This is a genomic window from Mycobacterium botniense (assembly GCF_010723305.1).
GTDB classification, from domain to species: Bacteria; Actinomycetota; Actinomycetes; order Mycobacteriales; family Mycobacteriaceae; genus Mycobacterium; species Mycobacterium botniense.
The window spans coordinates 228,882-250,499 of record NZ_BLKW01000004.1 but is presented as its reverse complement, the minus strand read 5'-3'; the positions used below and the strand labels follow the sequence as shown (position 1 = coordinate 250,499).

Here is a 21,618-nt window from a genome sequence, read left to right as displayed (position 1 = left end):
GACCAACATAACCCTCCGGGCGGTTAGTGTGGCCGACATGGACCGACGCCCGCGACAGCTCATGGATTCGTCGGGCGCAAAGCTCCCCGGCGTCAAACGCCGACCGGCAGCCATGGCGTAGGCTGGCCGGTCACAACGTCGTACTTGCAATACTGGGCCGGCGGAGCGATTCTGGTGCGCAACCGGGCCGCCCACACCGATCCAATCTTCAGCGCCGTCAGCAGGGAGGACAACGGCATGGCATCCGTGGAAGGTCAGCAGGAGCCAGCACCGGGCTTTGCGATCATCGGCTACGCGGCCCGTTTCCCGGGTGCTGCGGACGCAAACGAGTTCTGGCAGCTGCTGCGCGACGGCCGTGAAGCGATCTCGGAGGTGCCTCCCGATAGGTGGGATGCCGACGAATTCTTTGACCCCAATCCCGACATCCCCGGCAAGGTCGTGACGCGTCGGGCCGGCTTCATTGCTGACGTAACGGGTTTCGACGCACCCTTTTTCGGCATGTCGACGCGCGAGGCCAGGTTGATGGATCCGCAGCATCGGCTTTTGCTGGAGACCGCGTGGCGAGCAGTGGAGCATTCAGGCATCGCGCCAACGGATTTGGCCAACACCAACACCGGTGTATTCGTCGGTCTGTCCACGCATGACTACCTGGGAATGGCATCCGACGAGCTGACTTATCCCGAGATCGAAGCCTATATGGCAACCGGGACCTCGAACGCCGCGGCAGCGGGCCGGATCAGCTACCGATTGGGGCTGCAGGGTCCGGCGGTCGCCGTCGACACCGCGTGCAGCTCGTCGTTGGTGGCCATCCATCAGGCGTGCCAAGCGCTGCAGTTGGGTGAATGCGAGCTCGCGCTGGCCGGCGGCGCGAATGTTCTGCTCACCCCGGCAACCATGATCACGTTTTCCCGCGCACGCATGCTCGCGCCCGACGGGCGGTGCAAGACATTCGACGCTGCCGCAGACGGCTACGTCCGCGGCGAGGGCTGCGGTGTCGTCGTCGTGAAACGCCTTGAAGATGCGCTCCGCGACGGCAACCGGATTCGAGCCGTCATCCGAGGCAGCGCGACCAACCAGGACGGAGCATCCGGTGGCCTGACCGTACCCAACGGCATTGCTCAACAACGAGTTATCAGACAGGCGCTGCAGCGCGCCGGTATCGCACCCGGCGACATCGACTACCTGGAGGCGCATGGGACCGGGACGTCGCTGGGCGACCCGATCGAAGTCCAGGCCGCAGGTGCGGTGCTCGGCGCCGGGCGGGATCCGAGTCGGCCCCTTTTGATCGGCTCGGTGAAGACGAATATCGGGCACCTGGAAGCAGCCGCGGGAATCGCGGGGCTGATCAAGGTCATCCTGTCCCTCGAGCACGGGGTCTTACCGAAGCACCTGCATTTTCGTAATCCTTCCCCGCACATTCCGTGGGAGCGGCTCCCAGTGCAGGTTGTGCGGGAGGCCACCGCCTGGGAACGCAACAGCCGGCCACGCATCGCCGGAGTCAGCTCGTTCGGGTTCGCCGGCACCAACGCGCACCTCATCGTCGCAGAGGCCCCCGGTGAACTCGGTCAGTTTGCGAGCGCGCCGAATCCGGTCGACGTGCCCGACAACCGACGGTTCAGCATCCTTCCGCTATCGGCGCGCACACCCGCAGCACTGATCCAGATCGCCGATCAATACCGCACCTGGTTGAACGCCCACCCGGAGGCAACTTTGGCGGATGTGTGCTTTACCGCCGCGGTGGCGCGGGCACACTTCGAGCACCGGGCCGCGTTGGTGGTCAACTCAAAGAAATCTGCCATTGACTTGCTCGGCGCGCTCGCCGACGACCGGCCGGCACCCGGACTGGTGCGCGGAGTATGCGATGACACGCCGAAGACCGCGTGGCTGTTCACCGGTCAAGGCAGCCAGCACGCGGGCATGGCCCGCGAGCTCTTCGAGACCGAGCCGGTGTTCGCCCAGACGCTGACCCACTGCGCGGCAACGGTTGCCGACATTCTCGACAAGCCTCTGCTTGATGTAATTTTCGCCGCGGATGACTCCGTCGGTGAAGAGACACTGCGCCAGACCACCTATGCCCAGCCCGCCTTGTTCGCGGTGGAGATGAGTTTGGCGCGCCTCTGGCAGTCATGGGGTTTCGAACCCGATGTGGTGCTGGGCCACAGCGTCGGCCAGTATTCGGCGGCCTGCGTCGCAGGTGTCTTCACCCTCGAGGACGGAATGCTGCTGATGGCCGAGCGCGGCCGTCTTTTCGGCAGTCTGCCGGCGGGCGGCCGGATGGTTGCGGTCTTCACCGCCGCCGAGCGCGTCGAGAGCATCATCGACGAGTTCCCAAGTCTTTCCGTTGCCGCCTACAACGGCGCCAATACGGTCTTGTCTGGGCCCGCGCAGGATCTGGATCAGGCGGTGGCAGGCTTGACCGCCGACGGTGTGCGCTGCGACTGGCTGGACACCAGCCACGCTTTCCACTCGGCTCTGCTCGATCCAATCCTCGACGAGTTTGAATCGTATACAGACCGGTTTAGTTTTGCTTCGCCACAACGGATCTTAGTGTGCAACCGCACTGGTGACGCGCTTGGCAGGGACGTGAAACTCGACGGATCCTATTGGCGCCGCCACGCACGCCAACCCGTGCAGTTCGCCAAAAGCATTCGAACACTGGCTGATCTGGGCTGCAAGATGTTGCTGGAGGTCGGCCCGCAACCGGTGCTCACCGCCGCTGCCCTGCGGGCATGGCCCGATACCGTACCTGCACCGCAGCCGATCGCCTCCCTGCGCCGAAACACCGCCGACCACCGCCAGATCACCGAAGCCCTCGCTGGCACCTACGCCGCGGGCCATCTGCCCGACTTCGGCGCTGTCATGGGACCCGCGCGAAAGCTGGACCTGCCAACCTATCCATTCCAGCATCGCCAGTATTGGTTTACTGAGAAGCGGTCCCGGCCGACGAACAGGACCGCGAGCACCGAAACCGTCCGACTTCTCGAGGACGGCCGCATCGAGGAACTCGCAGCCCTACTCGACGGAACCGGCAACCAGCAGACCGTAGATGTGCTGACGAAGCTTGCCGCACACCATAACCTCGAGCGTAAAACCGAGTCGATCGCAGACGCGCGCTACGAGATTCGGTGGGAGAAATCCAGCGCGGAGGCGCCGCGGACCGCAGATGCGGAAGCCGACGGGGCGGCGAGCTGGCTTGTTGTCGGCGATGATGCCGACGCAGTCCAGCCGTTGGTCGATACCCTGACCGCACACGGGCACCGGTATCGGATTGTCGGGTTACCAGCATCCGACGCCGACGAGGAGCGGCTTCAGGCCGCGTTGCGCGCTGCGGTGGCAGACGACCCGACGCTACGCATCCTGCATGTCGCAGCCCTGGGTTGCGATAACGCAGCGTCGACGCAGTCGCTGTCAAAGATGCAACGCCGAGTCCTGGGCGGAACACGACGACTTTTCCGCGCGACGGCCACCGCCGATTTGCGGGTACCTATTTGGCTCATAACCTGTGGTGCGCAACAGGTCACAGGAACTGACAAGGTATTACCGGATCAGAGCTGCCTCTGGGGATTTGGTCGTTCCGCCGCCCTCGAGCATCCGCTGGTATGGGGCGGGCTCGCGGATCTGGCGCAAAGCACCATCGCCGACTGGTCGCTGCTGATCCGGCAGATCGTCTCAGCGCGACCCGACGCGGCTATTAAGGAAGACCAACTCGCACTGCGCGAGCATGCGGTGTATGTCCCGCGATTGGTTCGGCGCGTCGGGCAACCGCTTGCAGCACCGGTATTGCGCTCTGATGCAACGTATTTGGTCACCGGTGGGCTGGGTTCGATCGGGCTGGAAATCGCCGGGTATCTGGCCGCGCAGGGTGCCCGGCATCTGGTGTTGACCGGCCGGCGCCCGCCTACCGAAGCCGCCCAACGGCGCATCGACGCCCTGCGCGAACAGCGGGCCTGCGAAATTTACGTCATCACAGCCGATATCGCTGACGTCCAGGACGTCGCACGCCTGCTGGCTACGGTGCAGGCCGAACTACCTCCGATTGCCGGCATTGTGCATACCGCTGGCGAGATGGGCACCAGCCCACTGAGCACCCTGGACGACGCCGAGGTGGAGCGCGTTTTCTCGGGTAAAGTCTGGGGTGCTTGGCATTTGAGCGAAGCGGCCACTGAGTTGCAACTGGACTTCTTCCTCAGTACTTCCTCGATCGCCTCGGTATGGGGCGGGTTCGGCCAGACGGCTTATGCGGCGGCGAATGCCTTCCTCGACGGGCTGGCCTGGCGGCTGCGCGAGCGAGGAATTCCTGGAATCAGCGTTAATTTCGGCCCCTGGTCGGTGGGCATGGCCGACGAACAGGCTCGTGCGCGACTGGATCAGCGTGGAATCCGGACCTTGTCTCCTGCCGATGCCCTAGCGGGGCTGGCCGACGTTATGGCGGCCTCTTCCCCGCACAGGACAGTCCACGGAATAGTGGCGCGCATCGACTGGGCCCGCTTCCTGCCCCTCTACCAGCAGGCGGGGAGGCGCTCACTGCTGGCGACGTTGGAGCGCGAGGTGGCTGATTTAGCTCCGGCACCAACGTTCTCAGGTAAAACTCCACTGGTGGAGCAGCTCACCAACGCTCCAGCACAGCAGCGCAAGAAACTTCTCGCGGATTACCTGCGCGATGCGGTTGCGGAGGTGACGCGGGTTGACGCCGCAGAGATCCGCGAAGACGCCGGATTCTTCGACCTGGGGATGGATTCCCTCATGGCCGTCGAATTGCGGCGCCGTATCGAGCAAGCCGTAGGCAGGGACGTGCCAGCGACTCTGGCTATGGACCACCCCCGGCTATCCGACGTGGTGGACTACCTGCTTTGCGACGTGCTTAAACTCAGCGACCAGGAATCCCCCGGCTCGGGCCACCACCGGGCCTGGGCAGTGGCCGCGCGCACGGACGAGCCGATCGCGATCGTCGCGGTGGCGTGCCGGTTTCCCGGCGCTCCCGATCCTGAAGCTTTCTGGGAGCTATTGTCCGGCGGTGTGGATGCGATCCGGGAAATTCCGGATGACCGGTTCGACATCGACGAGTTTTACGACCCGGATCCTGAGACCCCGGGCAAGATCTACAGCCGCTTCGGCGGTTTTCTCGACGGAATCGACGGCTTCGACCCGGAATTCTTCGGCATCTCCCCGCGCGAGGCTGTGTGGATCGATCCGCAACAGCGGCTGATACTGGAAACCGCTTGGGAGGGCTTGGAACGTGCCGGGTATTCGCCGGAGGCTTTGCGCGGCAGCCGAACCGGAGTCTTCGTTGGCGTGGGCGCCAACGAGTATTCGCATCTGCTGTCCGCCGAGTCCGTCGAAAAGATCGAGCCCCACTTCATCACAGGCAATGCGCTGAACGCCATTTCGGGTCGGGTCGCCTTTGCGCTGGGACTAGAGGGACCAGCTGTCGCGGTCGATACCGCGTGCAGTTCGTCGCTGGTGGCGGTTCATCAGGCTTGCCAGGCGTTGCATGCCGGTGACTGCGATTTGGCATTGGCCGGCGGGGTCAACGTCCTGCTGAGTCCAGTAACCATCATCGCTGCCTCGCGGGCCAGGATGCTTTCTCCGGTCGGGCGCTGCAAGACCTTCGACGCTTCCGCCGACGGCTATGTGCGCAGTGAAGGCTGCGGAATTCTGGTGCTGAAGAGGCTGAACGACGCCATGCGCGAGGGCGATCGCGTGTGCGCGGTCATCGCTGGCAGTTCGGTCAATCAGGACGGTGCCTCCAGTGGTTTGACGGTACCTAATGGTGGTGCCCAGCAACGACTTATCAGCGCGGCGCTGACTCGTGCCGGTCTTAGCGGCAGGGACGTGGACTACCTTGAGGCACATGGAACAGGTACCCCGCTGGGTGATCCGATCGAGGTGCAGGCAGCCGGCGCTGTCTATGGCGTTGGCCGTGACACGCCGCTGCTGATCGGATCGGTGAAGACCAACATCGGCCACCTCGAATCGGCATCAGGTGTCGCCGGCCTGATCAAGGTCGTATTGTCGCTGCAGCACGACCTGCTCCCGCAGAGCCTGCATTTCGAGAATCCATCTCCGCATATCCCGTGGGATTCGCTGCCTGTGCGGGTTGTGGACAAGCCAACTCCCTGGCACAGCAACGGGAAACCGCGACGCGCCGGTGTAAGTTCATTCGGATTCACTGGTACAAACGCGCACGTACTGATCGAAGATGCGCCAAAGCAACTGCCGATCTCCGCGGATGGGCCGCCAACTGACGACGTGATCGTGGCGTCGACGCCGCATGTTCGAGATGAATCGCTGAATGTGCTGGTGCTGTCCGCGCGCTCACCGGAGGCGCTGGTGGCGTTGGCACGGCGTTACGACTCTTGGTTAGACACCCATCCCCAGGTCGACATCGCTGATGTGTGCTCCACCGCCGGGGCGGGACGTTCCCATTTCGAATACCGGGCCGCGCTGGTGGTCGATTCGGTCCAGGGCGCTCGCGAGGGCCTGGCGGAGTTGGTCGAGAACCGGGTGAGACCCGGCGTGCTACGTGGCGAGTGCACTGACCGGCCGATGACCGCGTGGTTGTTCACCGGGCAGGGCAGTCAGCATCCGGGAATGGCGCGCGAACTGTTTGACGCGGAGCCAGTGTTCGCAGACACCGTGAAACGCTGCGCGCACGCAGTCAACGAGATTCTGCCACGCCCATTACTGGACGTGCTGTTCAGCACAGACCGCGACGCCGCTGAAACATTGCGGCACACCTCGTTCGCACAGCCCGCACTTTTCGCCGTCGAGATGGGCCTGGCCCGGCTGTGGCAGTCGTGGGGCGTCGAGCCCGACGTGGTGCTGGGACACAGCGTAGGCCAGTACGCGGCGGCATGTGTGGCCGGAGTTTTCAGTCTCGAGGACGGAGCGCGCCTCATAGCCGAACGCGGCAGACTGTTTGGCAGTCTGCCCGAAGGGGGGCGAATGATGGCGGTATTCGCCGATGCCAAGCACGTCGAGGGAATCGCCAACGAATTCCCCCGGGTGTCGGTCGCGGCCTATAACGGACCCAACACAGTGCTGTCCGGTCCAGGAGCGGATCTAGAACAGATCGCCGCCAGATGTGGTGAGGACGCCATCCGCTGCACCTGGATAGAAACCAGCCACGCCTTTCATTCGGAGTTGCTGGAGCCGGTGCTTGGTGAATTCGAATCGTACGCGGCGCAGCTGCAGTTCGCGGCACCGACGTTGCCGCTGGTCTGTAACCGCAGCGGGGCTGTGCTCACAGCCGCGACTCCGCTTGACGCACAATATTGGCGGCGACATTCTCGCCAGCCGGTGCAGTTCGCCGAAAGTATCCGCACCGTTGCGGCGCTCGGATGCTCGGTGTTGATGGAGATCGGTCCGCAACCGATTCTGACCGGCGCCGCCGTCCAGGTCTGGCCAGAACATTTGGCCGCGCCACGAGCGATCGTCTCACTGCGCAAGGGTGTTGCCGACCGGCGTCAGATCGCCGAGGCGCTGGCCGCGGCCTATGTCAGCGGTCATCGTCTCACGTTCGCTGCGCTGCACCATCAACCTCGCCGCAAACTCGAACTGCCCACGTACCCGTTCCAACGGCGTCGCTTCTGGCCTAAAACGTCAGAGATCGCCGGTCTCGACGGGCAGGCGGTATCCGGAATTCTCGGCAGCGCCAAAGACCTCGCCTCCGGCGACTCCGTATACACCAGCAGGCTGTCCGTCAAATCGCAGCCGTGGCTCTCCGATCACGTCATCTACGGCACCGTTGTTGTTCCGGGGGCAACGTATGCGGCAATGGCCTTGGCCGCGGTTGGGCCGCCGGGACGCGTGCAAGACGTCTTCTTCTATGAACCGATCATTCTGCCCGAGAAGAGTTCTCGCGAGGTGCAGCTGACTTTGCATCCACTCGAGGACGGCACCGGCTGGAGTTTCCGGGTGCACAGCCGCCCCTACGGCGTCCGTGATGCCGAATGGTCGTTGAACGCCGACGGCACTGTGAGCACCGTGGTCACCGATTCCGGCGAGGAGTCGGCTGGCGCGCTGTCGGATTCGATTGACGAGGCTATCGAGGCAATGAACCGCATGCGTCCGCAGCAACTGTGCGAGACGTTCGCCGACATGGAGCTGGTATGGGGACCTGTGTGGTCAAATTCTCTCAAATCGCTGTGGGTCGGCGAGGGTGAGGCGATCGGCGATATCACGGTCAGCGAAGAGCTTGCCCCACACCTGGGAACCGAGCCAATCCATCCGGTGCTACTCGACCTGTGCACCGGAGTAGCCTTCCCGGCTTTCCCGGCGCTCCTGGCCGCCGAGCAGGGAGTAACCGATTTGTTCTTGCCGTTGCGGTACGGGCGGGTAGAGCTGCACGCGAAAATGCCTCGACGCTTTTACTGCCGCGCGAAGTGGCGCACTAGCGGCCTGGATAGCGAAACCCAAGTCTTCGACCTCGACTTTGTCGATCGGGACGGCCGTCATCTCGGCGGGATTCGCGAATTCACGGTCAAACGAGCACCCCGAGAGGCGTTGTTGCGGGGACTCGGCGGGGACGCCACCCGGCTGCTGTACACCCTTGGCTGGCACGAGGTGCCGCTGCCGGCATCGGGCAGTGGTATCGAGGGCGCCGGAAACGCTATCGGCACCTGGCTGATTGCCGGATTCAACCAATTGGCGGCTGAGTTGCCGGGCAGCATCTCGATCGACCGGGCCACACTTTCAGCAGACACAGAGCCTCTGGGGAAGCTACTGGAACAAGCTCGCGAAAGCGGTATGCCGTTCTCCGGCATCGTTTGGCGCAGCGCAGGACCGGGTGCAGAAGAATCGAGCGCGGACTCTGCCGCGCGGCTGGAGACCGAGATCGCTCACTTGCTCAGTGTCGTGCACACCGTGCAGGCGAACCAGTCGGTGAAACTTCCCGGCGGGCTGTGGATTATCACTGAACGAGCGGTGGCAACCGAATCGGGCGAGCCTGTCGACCCGGTCCAGGCGGCACTGTGGGGACTCGGCCGCACCATCGCTAACGAGGAACCGGCCTTGCACTGCAGGCTCGTCGACTGCGACGGATCAACGGAAGCCGCCCACGTGTTGGCGTGCCTCCTCGGCGCGCCGATCGAGGAACCCGAACTCGCCCTGCGGCAAGGAAAGTTCCTGGTGTCACGGTTACTGCCATGGGCCCGAAGTGGTCATCTCACGGTGCCGCGTGCAAGCGATTATGTCCTGGCGCCCACCGAGCGCGGCGCGATCGACAACCTGCGCCTGACTGAGACCGACGTACCGCCGCCGGATGAGGGCTATGTGCAGGTCCGGGTGGAGGCTGCCGGCTTGAACTTCCGGGATGTACTCAACGTGCTGGGCCTTTACCCTGGCGATCCGGGCCCGATCGGCGGTGACTTCGCTGGGACCGTTACCCAGGTGGGTGATGGCGTCACCGGAATCGAGGTCGGCCAGCGCGTCTTCGGTTTCATGCAGGGGGCGTTCGCGAGCCGTTTCAACGTGCCGGCCCAGTTGCTGGCGCCGGTGCCCGACGGGGTGAGCGCGGCAGCGGCGGCGACAATTCCCGCTGCGGCACTTACGGCCCGGCTCGCGTTCGACTGGGCGCAGCTGAAGCCCGGTGACCGCGTGCTCATTCACGCCGCCAGCGGCGGTGTCGGATTGGCGGCCATTCAGATGGCGCAGCGGCGCGGTGCGATCGTCTTCGCCACCGCCAGTAAGTACAAACGCGAGACGCTGTGCAGGCTGGGTGTGAAATTTGTCTATGACTCGCGCACAACTGATTTCGCCGACCAGATCCTCGCAGACACCGACGGTGCCGGCGTCGACGTGGTGCTCAACAGCCTGACCAACGAGGGGTTTGTCGAAGCGACCGTCCGGGCTACCGCACAGAATGGCCGTTTCGTCGAGATCGCCAAACGAGACATCTGGACACACGAGCAGATGGCGGCGGCACGTCCCGATATCGCCTACGAGATCGTCGCATTGGACGCAACCACCTTCCGGGAGCCGGAGCGTATCCGTGGCTTGCTTCGCGAGGTGTCGGACGGATTGGCCAGGAGCGAGTGGATTCCGCTCCCCGCCGAGATTTACCCGCTGACGGAGGCGAAGACGGCGTTTCGCCGCATGCAGCAAGCGCGGCATATCGGAAAAATCGTGCTGCAAATGCCTAGCCCGCTACAACCCCGTTCCGAGCGGAGCTACCTCATCACCGGTGGACTTGGCGCGATCGGTCTGCACACGGCGTCGTATCTGGCCCAGCTCGGTGCCGGTGACATCGTCTTGACCAGCCGGCACGCACCCGATGAGAGCTCGCAACGGGCAATCGAGGACATCACCGAACGCTACCGGTGCCGCATCCACACCTTCGCGGCTGACGTCGGCGTCGAATCCGAAGTCGTTACGCTGCTGGAGCGGATCCGCGCGGAGTTGCCGCCGCTCGCTGGCGTGGTGCATTTGGCAGGTGTGCTCGATGACGCGCTGTTGTCACAGCAAAGCGTAGAACGTTTCCGAAAGACATTGGCGCCCAAAGCGTTCGGTGCCTGCCATTTGGATCGTTTGACGAGAAGCGACGACCTCGACTTCTTCATTGTGGCCTCCTCGGTCTCCAGCTTGCTCGGCCCGCCCGGCCAGGCCAACTACTCGACCGCCAATGCGCTGCTCGACGGACTGGTCGCGAAACGAAAGGCGCAGGGCTTACCGGCGACCGGCATCAACTTTGGCCCCTGGGCCAGCGAGGGCATGGCATCTTCGGAGACCGCACAAGCCAATCTCACTGCGCAAGGCCTCATTCCGCTGAGACCCGCGGCTGCCCTCAACGCGGTCGGCGAGGTCGTTGCCAACGGGACCGGGCAAGCGGCCGTCATCAAGGCCAACTGGCAGCGCGCCGCGAAGGTGCTGGGCAACTCTCGCCCACCGATCCTCGACCACGTGTTGCCGACTGCGGTGGCGGAAACAACCGGTGACAGTCAGCTGCTCCGGCAACTGCAGAACATGCCGGTGGCGCAGCGTGCCGATTTCATTACCGAATTCCTGCAGCGCGAAGTTCAGCAGTTCCTGCGGCTCGCGCAACCGCCCGCCGCAACCAGCCGGTTCCTGGACCTGGGCACGGATTCACTGATGGCGGTGGAACTTCGCAACCGGTTGCACAGCCAGTTCGGTGGCGTGTTCACGATCAACGCCACCGCGGTATTCGACTATCCGACCATCGGCGGGCTCGCGGAGCATCTCGCAGGTCAGCTGTCGGAATCACCGTCCGGTGGGGCCGAACCTCCAGCCGCGCCGGAGTCGAACGCAGCTGCAGAAGCACACGAGGACTCAGAACCCGTCACAGCACCAGAGCCGAGTTGACCCCAGCAGGTCAGCGGCAGTAAACGCCCAACCAAGGTGTGACCGGGCCAGCAACCAGCGCACCGGAAACAGCGTGCTACCAACCGGACTCGCTGACGTGGTGCGCGCCCGCCCGGCGTCGCCGCCGGCGTGGTGCTCTCACGCCCCCGGAGACCGGCGGGCTCAGGGCAGCCCCGGCAGCGGATAGGTTGGGCCGGTGCCACACCCCCTACTATCACTACCCGGGACGCGACGCCGACCCCTCGCGATCCGTGAGAGCACCCCGCGACCGGACAGGAGCCCGCCATGACCACCCGCACAGCCGTCGTCGTTGGAGGAGCATCGGGCATCGGCAAGGCAGTCGCCCATGCGTTGGCCGCGGAGGGGTGTCATGTGACCGTTGCCGACCGCAATAGCCAAGGTGCACACGCCGTCGCGGCTGAGCTCGGCCACCCCCACACCGCTGCCGCTGTCGAGGTCGGCGATGAAGATTCCGTGCAGCGGGTCTTTGAGAAATGCCACGCGCTCGACGTTGTCGTGAATGCCGCCGGGTTCAGCAGTTTTGGCCTGATCACCGAGCTGCCCGCCGACCAGTTCCGCGCCATCGTCGACGTCTGCCTCACCGGCGCTTTTCTGGTCATGAAGCACGCCGCGCCGCGGCTCCGAGACGGCGGCACGCTGGTATCGATCGGTTCGCTGAACGGTCGCCAGCCCGCAGCCGGGATGAGTGCATACTGTGCAGCCAAAGCGGGGTTGGCGATGCTCACCCAAGTGGCTGCCCTCGAATTCGCGCCGCGCGGGATTCGGGTCAACGCAGTCGCTCCCGGTTTCGTGCACACGCCGCTGACCGCGCCCGCCACCCAAATTCCCGGTGTTGTCGAGGAATACGTGGAGAACACTCCGCTGGGGCGGGTCGGCACGCCCGAGGATGTCGCTGCGGCGGTGGTGTTTCTGTGTTCGCCCGAAGCGTCCTGGCTGACCGGCGAGGTGCTCGACCTGAATGGAGGCGCACACCTGCGGCGGTATCCGGATGTCTATGCCCACGTGATGAAGCTGGCCGCTCAGTGAGCCGCGGCCGCCCGCGCGCACGGGCCAAGCCGGCCCGGGTTCAGGCCAGCCGCTGGGTGAGAAACTCGACCACCCGTTTCCGCGCCTCATAGGCCGGGTGACCGTCGATCTCGCGCAGCTCCTCGGTCAGCACCGAATGCGCCATGCGGCTGAAACCGTGCTCGTTACCCGGCCCGGAGTTGATCTCGATCACCTCGAATGCGTCGCCGAGACGCTCTTTGAGCGTCTGGAAACGTTCGCGCGGGGAGAGCCTGTCTTCACTGAACCGAAGACCGAGCGCGCACAAGCCCTCGGCGGCGGCGCGATCGGCGACAGCGTTCAGCTCGGGATCGCTCACCCCGGCATTACGCCGCTGCGCTGGTGTCAGCGGTATCGGCAGTGACGGCTGGCTCAGGACCGGCGCCAGCACGCTATCGTCGACTGCAGCGGCCAGCGCGAAGCCCCCGGTGAAGCATTGCCCGATCACCCCCACACCCTTGCCCGGGGTGGCCGCGTTGAGGTCACGAGCCAGCGCACGTAAAAACACCGACACCGGACGCTGTCTGTTGGTGGCAAATGCCGCGAATTCTCTTGCCACACAAGCACGGGTCATTGTGGCAAGCGCATAGCCCGCCGTCACTGGCCGCCCCGGGATGCCGAACAGCGACGGCAGGGCCACGGTGAAGCCGTGGTCCACGAGATGGTTACCCAACGCCAACACACCGGGATGAATGCCAGGAATCTCGGGAATCAGAATTACCCCCGGGCCCTCGCCTTTGCGGTAGACGTCATGTGTATAGCCACCGGCGGTGAACGGGGCCGCGGCCCACCCGGCGAGATCGGCTTCTGGCGTGCTCAACAGCGGTCTCCCCTCTATCGGCTGACCGGAAGCGGCGGCTGGGATTGTGTCGCCGCCGCGAGCGTACGGAACTGATCGCTGCCTCCGGCACCGGTGATCGCCACCTGCGACCACCCCGCCGGACTGGGCAGCCTGGCGGTCCATACCGGCTCAGCACCATCACCCTGGTAGATGATCCAGCGAATACCGTCGACGTCAACTGCGCCGACCGGATACATGGACGGGTGGATCGAGCCCACTAGCGCGTCCTCGTCGGCGTTGCTCTGAGTCAGGCTCACATACATGCCGGTGGGGGTGATGTAGCCGACGGTCGAAGTCGCCGCGTTGAGCCGCTGACCGGTCGCCGGGTCGGTGCGCCCGTTTTCGATGCCCCCGCGGCTTCCTGAGTTGGACCGCCAACCCTCAGGCACACGCGGCAGCCGGACCGGAAAGCCCAGCGTCTGCGCGTCGGCGCGCAAAGCGCCGGCCGCGTCGTACGACGGAATCGCCGCCCTGTCGGGGCCTCCCGGCGCGAACGAGCACATTCCGGCGACACCGGCCAGGACGAGGCACGCTAGCACCAATGGGGTGATCGACCAGAACATGTCACGCCCGTCGTGCAATAAGCGTGGCTTGGCCGGTTTGGGGGCCGGGCGCGGCTCGATGCTCACTCCCCGAGTATTCCAGCCCACCGCGGGCCGCGGCCCGTGCGGCAGGCGGTTACGGAGCGGGCCCGTAAAGCCGGCCAGCCCAGCTCCCGGCCGCTGAGCCGGTTCTGGGAGAATCCACCGTATGAGCACTACTGCCGGCGCACCCGGCTCCTCGCGCAAGTCCGGTTCGCCGCCGCGCTCGCGCGGTGAGGCCCCCGACCGCAACCTCGCCCTGGAACTGGTGCGAGTCACCGAGGCCGGGGCCATGGCCGCCGGGCGCTGGGTGGGCCGCGGCGACAAGGAGGGCGGCGACGGCGCAGCGGTCGACGCGATGCGCGAACTGGTGAATTCGGTCTCGATGCGCGGCGTCGTGGTCATCGGGGAGGGCGAAAAGGACCACGCACCGATGCTGTACAACGGTGAGGAGGTCGGCAACGGGGACGGCCCGGAGTGCGACGTGGCCGTCGACCCGATCGACGGCACCAGGTTGATGAGCAACGGCATGCCCAACGCCATCTCGGTGCTGGCGGTGGCGGAGCGCGGAGCGATGTTCGACCCGTCAGCGGTGTACTACATGAACAAGGTGGCGGTAGGCCCCGAAGCCGGGCACGTGCTGGACATCACCGCGCCGATCGGCGAGAACATTCGCGCCGTCGCCAAGGTCAAGGATCTGTCGGTGCGCGATATGACAGTGTGCATCCTGGACCGCCCCCGCCACCAGCAGCTGATTCACGACGTCCGCGCGGCCGGTGCCCGAATCCGCCTGATCACCGACGGCGATGTGGCCGGGGCGATCTCGGCGTGCCGACCCAACTCGGGCACCGACATGCTCGCCGGTATTGGCGGGACCCCAGAGGGAATCATCGCTGCCGCGGCGATCCGGTGCATGGGCGGGGAGATCCAGGCGCAGCTCGCACCGCGTGACGAGGCCGAACGGCGCAAGGCGCTCGACGCCGGCTACGACCTGGACGCCATCTTGACCACCGAGGATCTGGTGGCCGGTGAGAACGTGTTCTTCTGCGCCACCGGGGTCACCGACGGTGATCTGCTCAAAGGGGTCCGCTACTACCCGGGCGGTTGCACCACCCAGTCGATCGTGATGCGTTCGAAATCGGGCACGGTCCGGATGATTGAGGCTTATCACCGGCTTTCGAAACTTAACGAATATTCCGCCATCGACTTCACCGGCGACAGCAACGCCCAGTATCCGCTGCCGTAATCCGGCACCACCACGTGAGGAATCCCCGCTATGGCCGATAGCGCCGCCGAGACTGACTACCGCATCGAGCACGACACTATGGGCGAGGTGCGGGTGCCGGCTAACGCGTTGTGGCGTGCCCAGACCCAGCGCGCAGTGGAGAATTTTCCCATCTCGGGCCGGGGCCTGGAACGTCCGCAGATCAGGGCGCTGGGCCTGTTGAAGGCTGCCTGTGCGCGAGTCAACAAGGATCTCGGTTTGCTGGAGCCAGAGAAGGCGGACGCGATCATCGCCGCCGCGTCCGAGATCGCCGAGGGTCACCACGACGACCAGTTTCCCATCGACGTGTTCCAGACCGGCTCAGGCACGAGCTCAAACATGAACACCAACGAGGTGATCGCATCGATCGCCGCCAGGCGCGGCGTCACGGTGCACCCTAACGACGACGTCAACATGTCGCAGTCTTCTAACGACACCTTCCCCACCGCCACGCACATCGCCGCTACCGAAGCGGCGGTGCGCCAACTCATCCCGGCACTGCAGATGTTGCACGACGCGCTGGCCGCGAAAGCGCGGGAGTGGCGGACCGTGGTGAAATCAGGCCGCACGCATTTGATGGACGCGGTGCCGTTGACGCTCGGCCAGGAGTTCTCCGGCTACGCCCGCCAAGTCGAGGCCGGTATCGAGCGGGTGAGGTCGACGCTACCGCGCCTGGGTGAACTGGCGATCGGCGGCACCGCGGTCGGCACCGGGCTCAACGCTCCGGACGGCTTCGGCGCCAAGGTGGTCGAGGTGTTGGTGGCTGAGACTGGCCTCACCGAATTACGCACGGCGCGTAATTCATTCGAGGCCCAGGCTGCCCGTGACGGGCTGGTCGAGGCGTCGGGCGCGCTGCGCACCGTCGCGGTGTCGCTGACGAAGATCGCCAACGACATCCGCTGGATGGGGTCGGGCCCGTTAACCGGCCTCGCGGAGATCCAGTTGCCGGATTTGCAGCCGGGCAGCTCGATCATGCCCGGCAAAGTGAATCCTGTCATCCCTGAGGCGGTGACGCAGGTCGCAGCGCAAGTCATCGGCAATGATGCCGCCATCGCGTGGGGTGGCGCCAATGGCGCCTTCGAACTCAACGTCTACGTTCCGATGATGGCCCGCAACATCCTGGAGTCTTTCAAGCTGCTGACCAACGTGTCCAAGCTGTTCGCCGACCGGTGCATCTCGGGACTGTCCGCTAACGTCGGCAGGCTGCGTGAGCTCGCTGAGTCGTCGCCCTCGATCGTGACACCGCTGAACTCGGTGATCGGCTATGAGGAAGCGGCCGCAGTAGCCAAAGAAGCGCTGAAGCAACACAAGACCATTCGTCAGGCCGTCATCGACCGCGGACTGGTCGGCGAAAGGATCTCTCTGGAGGAATTGGATCGCCGACTCAACGTCTTGGCGATGGCCAAGGTCGAACCGGAGCAGGATCATCAGCGCTGAAGCCGCGCTCGAGGGCCAGACCGGGCAACACGAGCCCAGGTTTTCGCCGCCGACACCCACGGCGCGCACCGCCCAGCCAGGCTCGGCCGCACACGGCCGCGGGCTGCGACATCGCCCAGGACGGCGATGATGTCGCCGCTGTCACCCCCGTCGGACCCACTCCTGGCCACCTGTTGAGAACCGTTATTGGGGTCCGCCCGAGTTTTGGCCCGGAATGTCAGTGATCGGGAAATTAGCCATCGGCTTGGGTGAGGGGGTATTCGGCAAGGTCGGAATCTGGGAGACCGGGATGTCACACAGGTCGTTGGCCGGTGGGCCGTTCTCGCGGCCGCCGTAACTACTGCCGGGAACCCGTGACCCGAGCAAGTGACTGACCGTCACCAACCGATAACCATTAGCCTTGAGCACCGGGATGAATTGGTATACCAGATCGACCGTACTGGAGTAAGTGTCGTGTAATAACACGACCGAGCCAGGCTTGACATACGTCATGAGCATGTATCGCGTTGCCGCCGTATTGGAGTCGTTGATCCAGTCGTAGGGAACGACATCCCAGAGGATCTCGGCCAGCCCGAGACGGCCGGCGGCCTGCCGTACCGTGTCGTTGGACAGCCCGCCGGCGGGGCGGTACAGGGTGGGGGTCCGCCCAGTCGCGGCCCTGATAGCGTCATTGGCCCTGGAGAACTGGCTGACGATGTCCTCGGGCGGGATCGTCGTCATGTTGGGGTGCTCCCATGTGTGGTTGCCGATCTCCATCCCCGCTTCGGCGATGCGCTGAGCTCCTCCGGGGTTGGCAGCAACCTTGTTGCCGATCAGAAAAAACGTGGCTTTTGCGTTGTTGTCTTTGAGGATCCCCAGCAGCCGGTCGGTGTACGGGGTCGGGCCGTCGTCAAATGTCAGGGCCACGCAACGGACCACCGAACAATCGACATCGTCGGCACTGGCCCGCTTGACGTGACCCGTGAGACCGCCGATCACCAGCACCGCGACGACCCCGGCGGCTCCCACAAGAGTCCACCGATACCGCCAAACCTGGCTATCGGATCGTCTCGGCACATTGGCAGCCTACCGAAACACGCGCTCAACGCGGCCCGGCGATCTCCTCGAGCATCTCAGTGACCAGCGCGGCGATCGGTGACCGTTCGCTGCGCAGCAAGGTGACGTGCGCGAATAACGGATGGCCTTTGAGTTTCTCGATCACAGCCGCGACGCCGTCGTGGCGGCCCACCCGCAGGTTGTCGCGTTGAGCGATGTCGTGAGTCAGCACCACCCGCGAGCCGGTGCCCAGCCGGGACAGCACGGTCAGCAGCACGTTGCGCTCCAACGACTGTGCCTCATCGACGATGACGAACGAGTCGTGCAGCGAGCGACCCCGGATATGGGTCAGCGGCAGCACCTCCAGCATGCCGCGGGACAGGACTTCATCGAGCACAGCCGGGCTGGCCAAACCCTCGAGAGTGTCGAAGACGGCTTGCGCCCACGGGCCCATCTTCTCGCTTTCGCTACCCGGAAGGTAGCCGAGCTCTTGCCCGCCGACGGCATAGAGCGGACGAAACACCACCACCTTGCGGTGGGTTTGGCGCTCCAGCACAGCCTCTAAACCCGCGCACAAGGCCAGTGCCGACTTCCCGGTACCGGCTTTGCCGCCCAGGGACACGATGCCTACCGAGTCGTCCAGCAGGAGATCCAGCGCGACACGCTGCTCAGCGGAGCGGCCGCGCAGCCCAAACACCTCGCGGTCACCACGAACCAATTGGACGCGTTTGTGGGCGTTCACCCGGCCAAGGGCATGCGAGGTGCCGCCCAATAGCCGAATCCCTGTGTGGCAAGGTAGATCGCGGGCAGCGGCCAAGTCGATCTCACAGTCGCGGAACAGCGCGTCGATATCCTCGGCGGCAGTCTCGATCTCAACCATCCCGGTCCAACCGGAGGTGACAACGTCCTGCGCGTGATACTCGTCCGCGGCCAAGCCCACCGCACCGGCTTTGACCCGAAGTGGAATATCCTTGCTCACCAGTACGACTCGCTTGCCTTCGGCGGCGAGGTTGGCGGCGCAGCTCAAGATCCGGCAGTCGTTGCTGTCGCCGCGAAAGCCGGCGGGCAGCACCGCGGGGTCGCTGTGGTTGAGCTCGACATGCAACGTGCCGCCGTGTTTACCCACGGGAATAGGCTGGTCAAGTCGCCCGTGCTCGAGCCGCAGATCATCCAACAAGCGCAGAGCCTGCCGAGCAAACCACCCCAGCTCATGGTGATACCGTTTGGCCTCCAGTTCGCTGATCACCACAAGCGGTATTACCACTTCGTGCTCGGCGAACCGGGTGCACGCCCACGGATCGGACAGCAGCACCGAGGTGTCGAGTACGTAAGTCCGGATACCGTCCTGTGAAGCCGATGGGGTAACAGTCACACAGCGCTCCTCGAGAATGGCCCGCCTCCGCAGCCGTCCGCTCCGCGGGCCGCATCGTCGCCGGGCGTGGGTTAATGGTCCGCCTCCGCAGCCGTCCGCTGCATCGTCGCCGGGCTGCACCCGTGCGGCCCCGCACGGGCATATCGGCGGAGGCAGCGGCACCAGGACCGGGGCCGGTCCTGCCATAGATGTGACCAGAGGTGCCATCCGGACAGCAGAGCATGTCGCTAGCCATCACCTGCGACGCTACTCCCGTCGCCGCGGACCCGCCGGACAGGCGCGCCGGACCTGCGCCACATGTAACAGCCCCCGCGCCGGCGTGGTGGCCACCGGCGGGCAGGGCGGCTCTAGCCGGTGACGAACTGTCGCAGACCGGGCTCGCCCGCTAACCCCCATGCACTAATCCGGTCCGAAATCACTTGGCGCAGCTGCGTCGGGCCGAAAATCCCGGCGTCGGCGACGTTTCGGACCTTGTCCTGATAGGCGTCGATGTCGCCGCCGATGACTGGCATGTCGGCCGCCCGCGCAGCAATCGCGGCCACCGTCTCGTCGCGGGTGTATTTCAAACAGTGTGCGACCAGGTTGGCGAAGAATTCCTCGTGGCGCTCTTCATCTTTGGCGATCCGGCTGACCAGCCCCGCGAGAATGGGCTCCTCGGTCTTCGCGGCCAGATTACGGCAGAACACCTCGTGCGAACGCTCGTAGAAGGTCATGTACACCAAGGTTTCCACTTGCGTGTAGCGGTCAGCGCGATAGCCTTTCATCACGTGCTCAACGCGGACGCTCTCGTTCGCGGCCGGGTCAACCTCCCGCGTCACGACGAGGTATTCCCGCAAGGCGATAGCGTGCAGATGCTCCTCGGCGGTCCACCGCCCCAGCCAGCGACCCCATTCTTCTTCCAGGATGAAGTGGTCGACCAGCTCGCGGTGACGACCCGCCAAGTTGTCCTTGTTGATCAGCAGGATCTCACACGCGTCGGTGATTGACCTGGGCAGCGTGACCTCTGACGGATCCCAGTCACGCCCACCCAGCAGAGCGAAGTTCTCCCCCTGCTCGAACGGCACGTAGTCGTGGGCGAACCACAACTCTTCTGTGTCGAGGTGACGCTCCAGGTTCTCGGCCACCACCGGGAGAAGTTCCAGGGTCAACGCATTAGGTACAGGTTTCTGTGCCATGCAGTAACGGTAACTCGGCACGCCTCGGTACGCGAAATCAGACCGTGCGTGTTGCTGTGCGGGTTTCAGGCCCGGTGTTCTCGTGTCGAGTCCGGGCAGTCCGGCCGTTTCGGTCTCGATCGTGCGCGGAGCCAGCGCTAGCGATCGACCAGTGTCCAGTCCTCCAGCCCTTCGTAAAGCGGGAACTCCCTGGCCAGCCGCGTCACCCGCGCCCGCAGCCCCGTCACATCGGCCGAGGCGCCGGCCGCCAACGCGGTGGCGATGATGTCGGCGACCTCGCTGAACTCGCTGTCGCCGAAGCCGCGGGTGGCCAGCGCTGGGGTACCCACCCGCAGGCCTGAGGTCACCATCGGGGGCCGGGGGTCGTTGGGTACCGCGTTGCGGTTGACGGTGATACCGATCTCGTGCAGCAGGTCCTCGGCCATCTTGCCGTCCAGTGGTGAGTTGCGCAGGTCGACCAGCACCAAGTGCACATCGGTGCCGCCGCTGACCACCGACACTCCGGCGCCGGCCACGTCAGCGGCCAGCAGCCGCTCGGCGATGATACGGGCGCCTGAGACGGTCCGCCGCTGCCGTTCGGCGAATTCGGGTGTCCCCGCGATCTTGAGCGCCACGGCCTTGCCCGCGATGACTTGCATCAACGGACCACCCTGCTGGCCGGGGAAAACCGCGGAGTTGATGGCCTTGGCGAACTCCCGCTTACCCAGGATCAGTCCCGAGCGGGCGCCGCCGAGGGTCTTGTGCACCGTGGTGGAGACCACATCCGCATGCGGCACCGGTGAGGGGTGCAACCCGGCGGCGACCAGCCCGGCGAAGTGCGCCATGTCGACCCACAAATGCGCGCCCACCTCGTCGGCGATCGACCTGAACGCCGCGAAATCCAGGATCCGCGGATAGGCCGACCAGCCGGCGATGATGACCTTGGGTCGGAATTCGCGCGCGGTAGCCCGCACAGCGTCCATGTCGATCAGATGGGTCACCGGATCGACTCCGTAGAAGCCGGTGTCGTAGAGCTTGCCGGAGAAGTTCAGCGACATCCCATGGGTCAAATGCCCGCCGTTGGCGAGGTCGAGCCCCAGCAGCCGCTCACCGGGCGTCATCAGGGCATGGAGCACCGCGGCGTTGGCCTGTGCACCGGAATGCGGTTGCACATTAGCGAATTCAGCGCCGAACAGCGTCTTGGCGCGGTCGCGGGCGATATTCTCCACGGCGTCGACGTGTTCGCAGCCGCCGTAATAGCGCCGACCGGGCAACCCCTCGGCGTATTTGTTGGTGAGCACGCTGCCCTGGGTCTGCAGTACCGCGCGCGGAGCGAAGTTCTCCGAGGCGATCATCTCCAGGGTGTCACGCTGCCGGCAGAGCTCCTTGCGCAACAACTCGGCGATATCGGGATCGACCTGGGCCAGCGGAGCAGACATAACGGACGTCTGGATTTCGGATGTCTTATCGGGTGTCATGGCCACGGGGCCAGTCTGACACGCAGAGCCTGAAACCGGGCACCGCGCGCCGGCCGCCGGCACTGCACACGC

At 65.0% G+C, this 21,618-nt stretch carries 9 protein-coding genes and 1 pseudogene; 4 read left to right on the top strand and 6 right to left on the bottom strand.

All coding sequences use genetic code 11. From position 1 onward, the window contains the following. Positions 1-237: 237 nt before the first annotated feature. Together G6N08_RS11335 and G6N08_RS11330 are read left to right on the top strand one after the other, a co-directional pair. Positions 238-11,319 (top strand): type I polyketide synthase, encoded by an 11,082-nt coding sequence (locus G6N08_RS11335; protein WP_163760487.1) that lies wholly within the window; start codon positions 238-240, stop codon positions 11,317-11,319. Between the two features lie 285 nt (positions 11,320-11,604). Then, positions 11,605-12,366, top strand: coding sequence for an SDR family NAD(P)-dependent oxidoreductase (locus tag G6N08_RS11330; protein ID WP_163757353.1), 762 nt, complete (start codon positions 11,605-11,607; stop codon positions 12,364-12,366). Positions 12,367-12,406: 40 nt separating this feature from the next. On the opposite strand, the gene G6N08_RS11325 is transcribed toward G6N08_RS11330, so the two are convergent. Further along, the gene (locus tag G6N08_RS11325) at positions 12,407-13,204 is read right to left on the bottom strand and encodes a dienelactone hydrolase family protein (protein WP_163757351.1); all 798 of its coding nucleotides are present in this window, start codon (positions 13,202-13,204) and stop codon (positions 12,407-12,409) included. Between the two features lie 14 nt (positions 13,205-13,218). Then, the gene (locus G6N08_RS11320) at positions 13,219-13,854 is read right to left on the bottom strand and encodes a DUF4245 domain-containing protein (protein ID WP_163757349.1); all 636 of its coding nucleotides are present in this window, start codon (positions 13,852-13,854) and stop codon (positions 13,219-13,221) included. Positions 13,855-13,975: 121 nt separating this feature from the next. Here G6N08_RS11320 and glpX point away from each other — a divergent pair, with 121 nt between their 5' ends. After that, complete coding sequence (gene glpX, locus G6N08_RS11315) at positions 13,976-15,052, top strand: class II fructose-bisphosphatase (RefSeq protein ID WP_163757347.1); 1,077 nt, start codon at positions 13,976-13,978, stop codon at positions 15,050-15,052. Between the two features lie 30 nt (positions 15,053-15,082). Continuing rightward, the gene (locus G6N08_RS11310) at positions 15,083-16,507 is read left to right on the top strand and encodes a class II fumarate hydratase (protein ID WP_163757345.1); all 1,425 of its coding nucleotides are present in this window, start codon (positions 15,083-15,085) and stop codon (positions 16,505-16,507) included. 176 nt (positions 16,508-16,683) lie between these two features. Here the strand turns inward: G6N08_RS11310 and G6N08_RS11305 are convergent. From G6N08_RS11305 to glyA, 4 genes and pseudogenes are all read right to left on the bottom strand, one after another. Beyond that, a pseudogene (locus G6N08_RS11305) lies at positions 16,684-17,563 on the bottom strand (polysaccharide deacetylase family protein); the annotation flags it as partial. A gap of 25 nt (positions 17,564-17,588) precedes the next feature. Next, positions 17,589-18,881, bottom strand: a complete 1,293-nt coding sequence (phoH2, locus tag G6N08_RS11300; RefSeq protein WP_163760485.1) for an RNA 5'-3' helicase PhoH2 — start codon at positions 18,879-18,881, stop codon at positions 17,589-17,591. A gap of 380 nt (positions 18,882-19,261) precedes the next feature. Continuing rightward, complete coding sequence (locus tag G6N08_RS11295) at positions 19,262-20,089, bottom strand: acyl-ACP desaturase (RefSeq protein WP_163757341.1); 828 nt, start codon at positions 20,087-20,089, stop codon at positions 19,262-19,264. Between the two features lie 137 nt (positions 20,090-20,226). Continuing rightward, complete coding sequence (gene glyA / locus G6N08_RS11290; protein WP_163760483.1) at positions 20,227-21,507, bottom strand: serine hydroxymethyltransferase; 1,281 nt, start codon at positions 21,505-21,507, stop codon at positions 20,227-20,229. Positions 21,508-21,618: the final 111 nt, after the last annotated feature.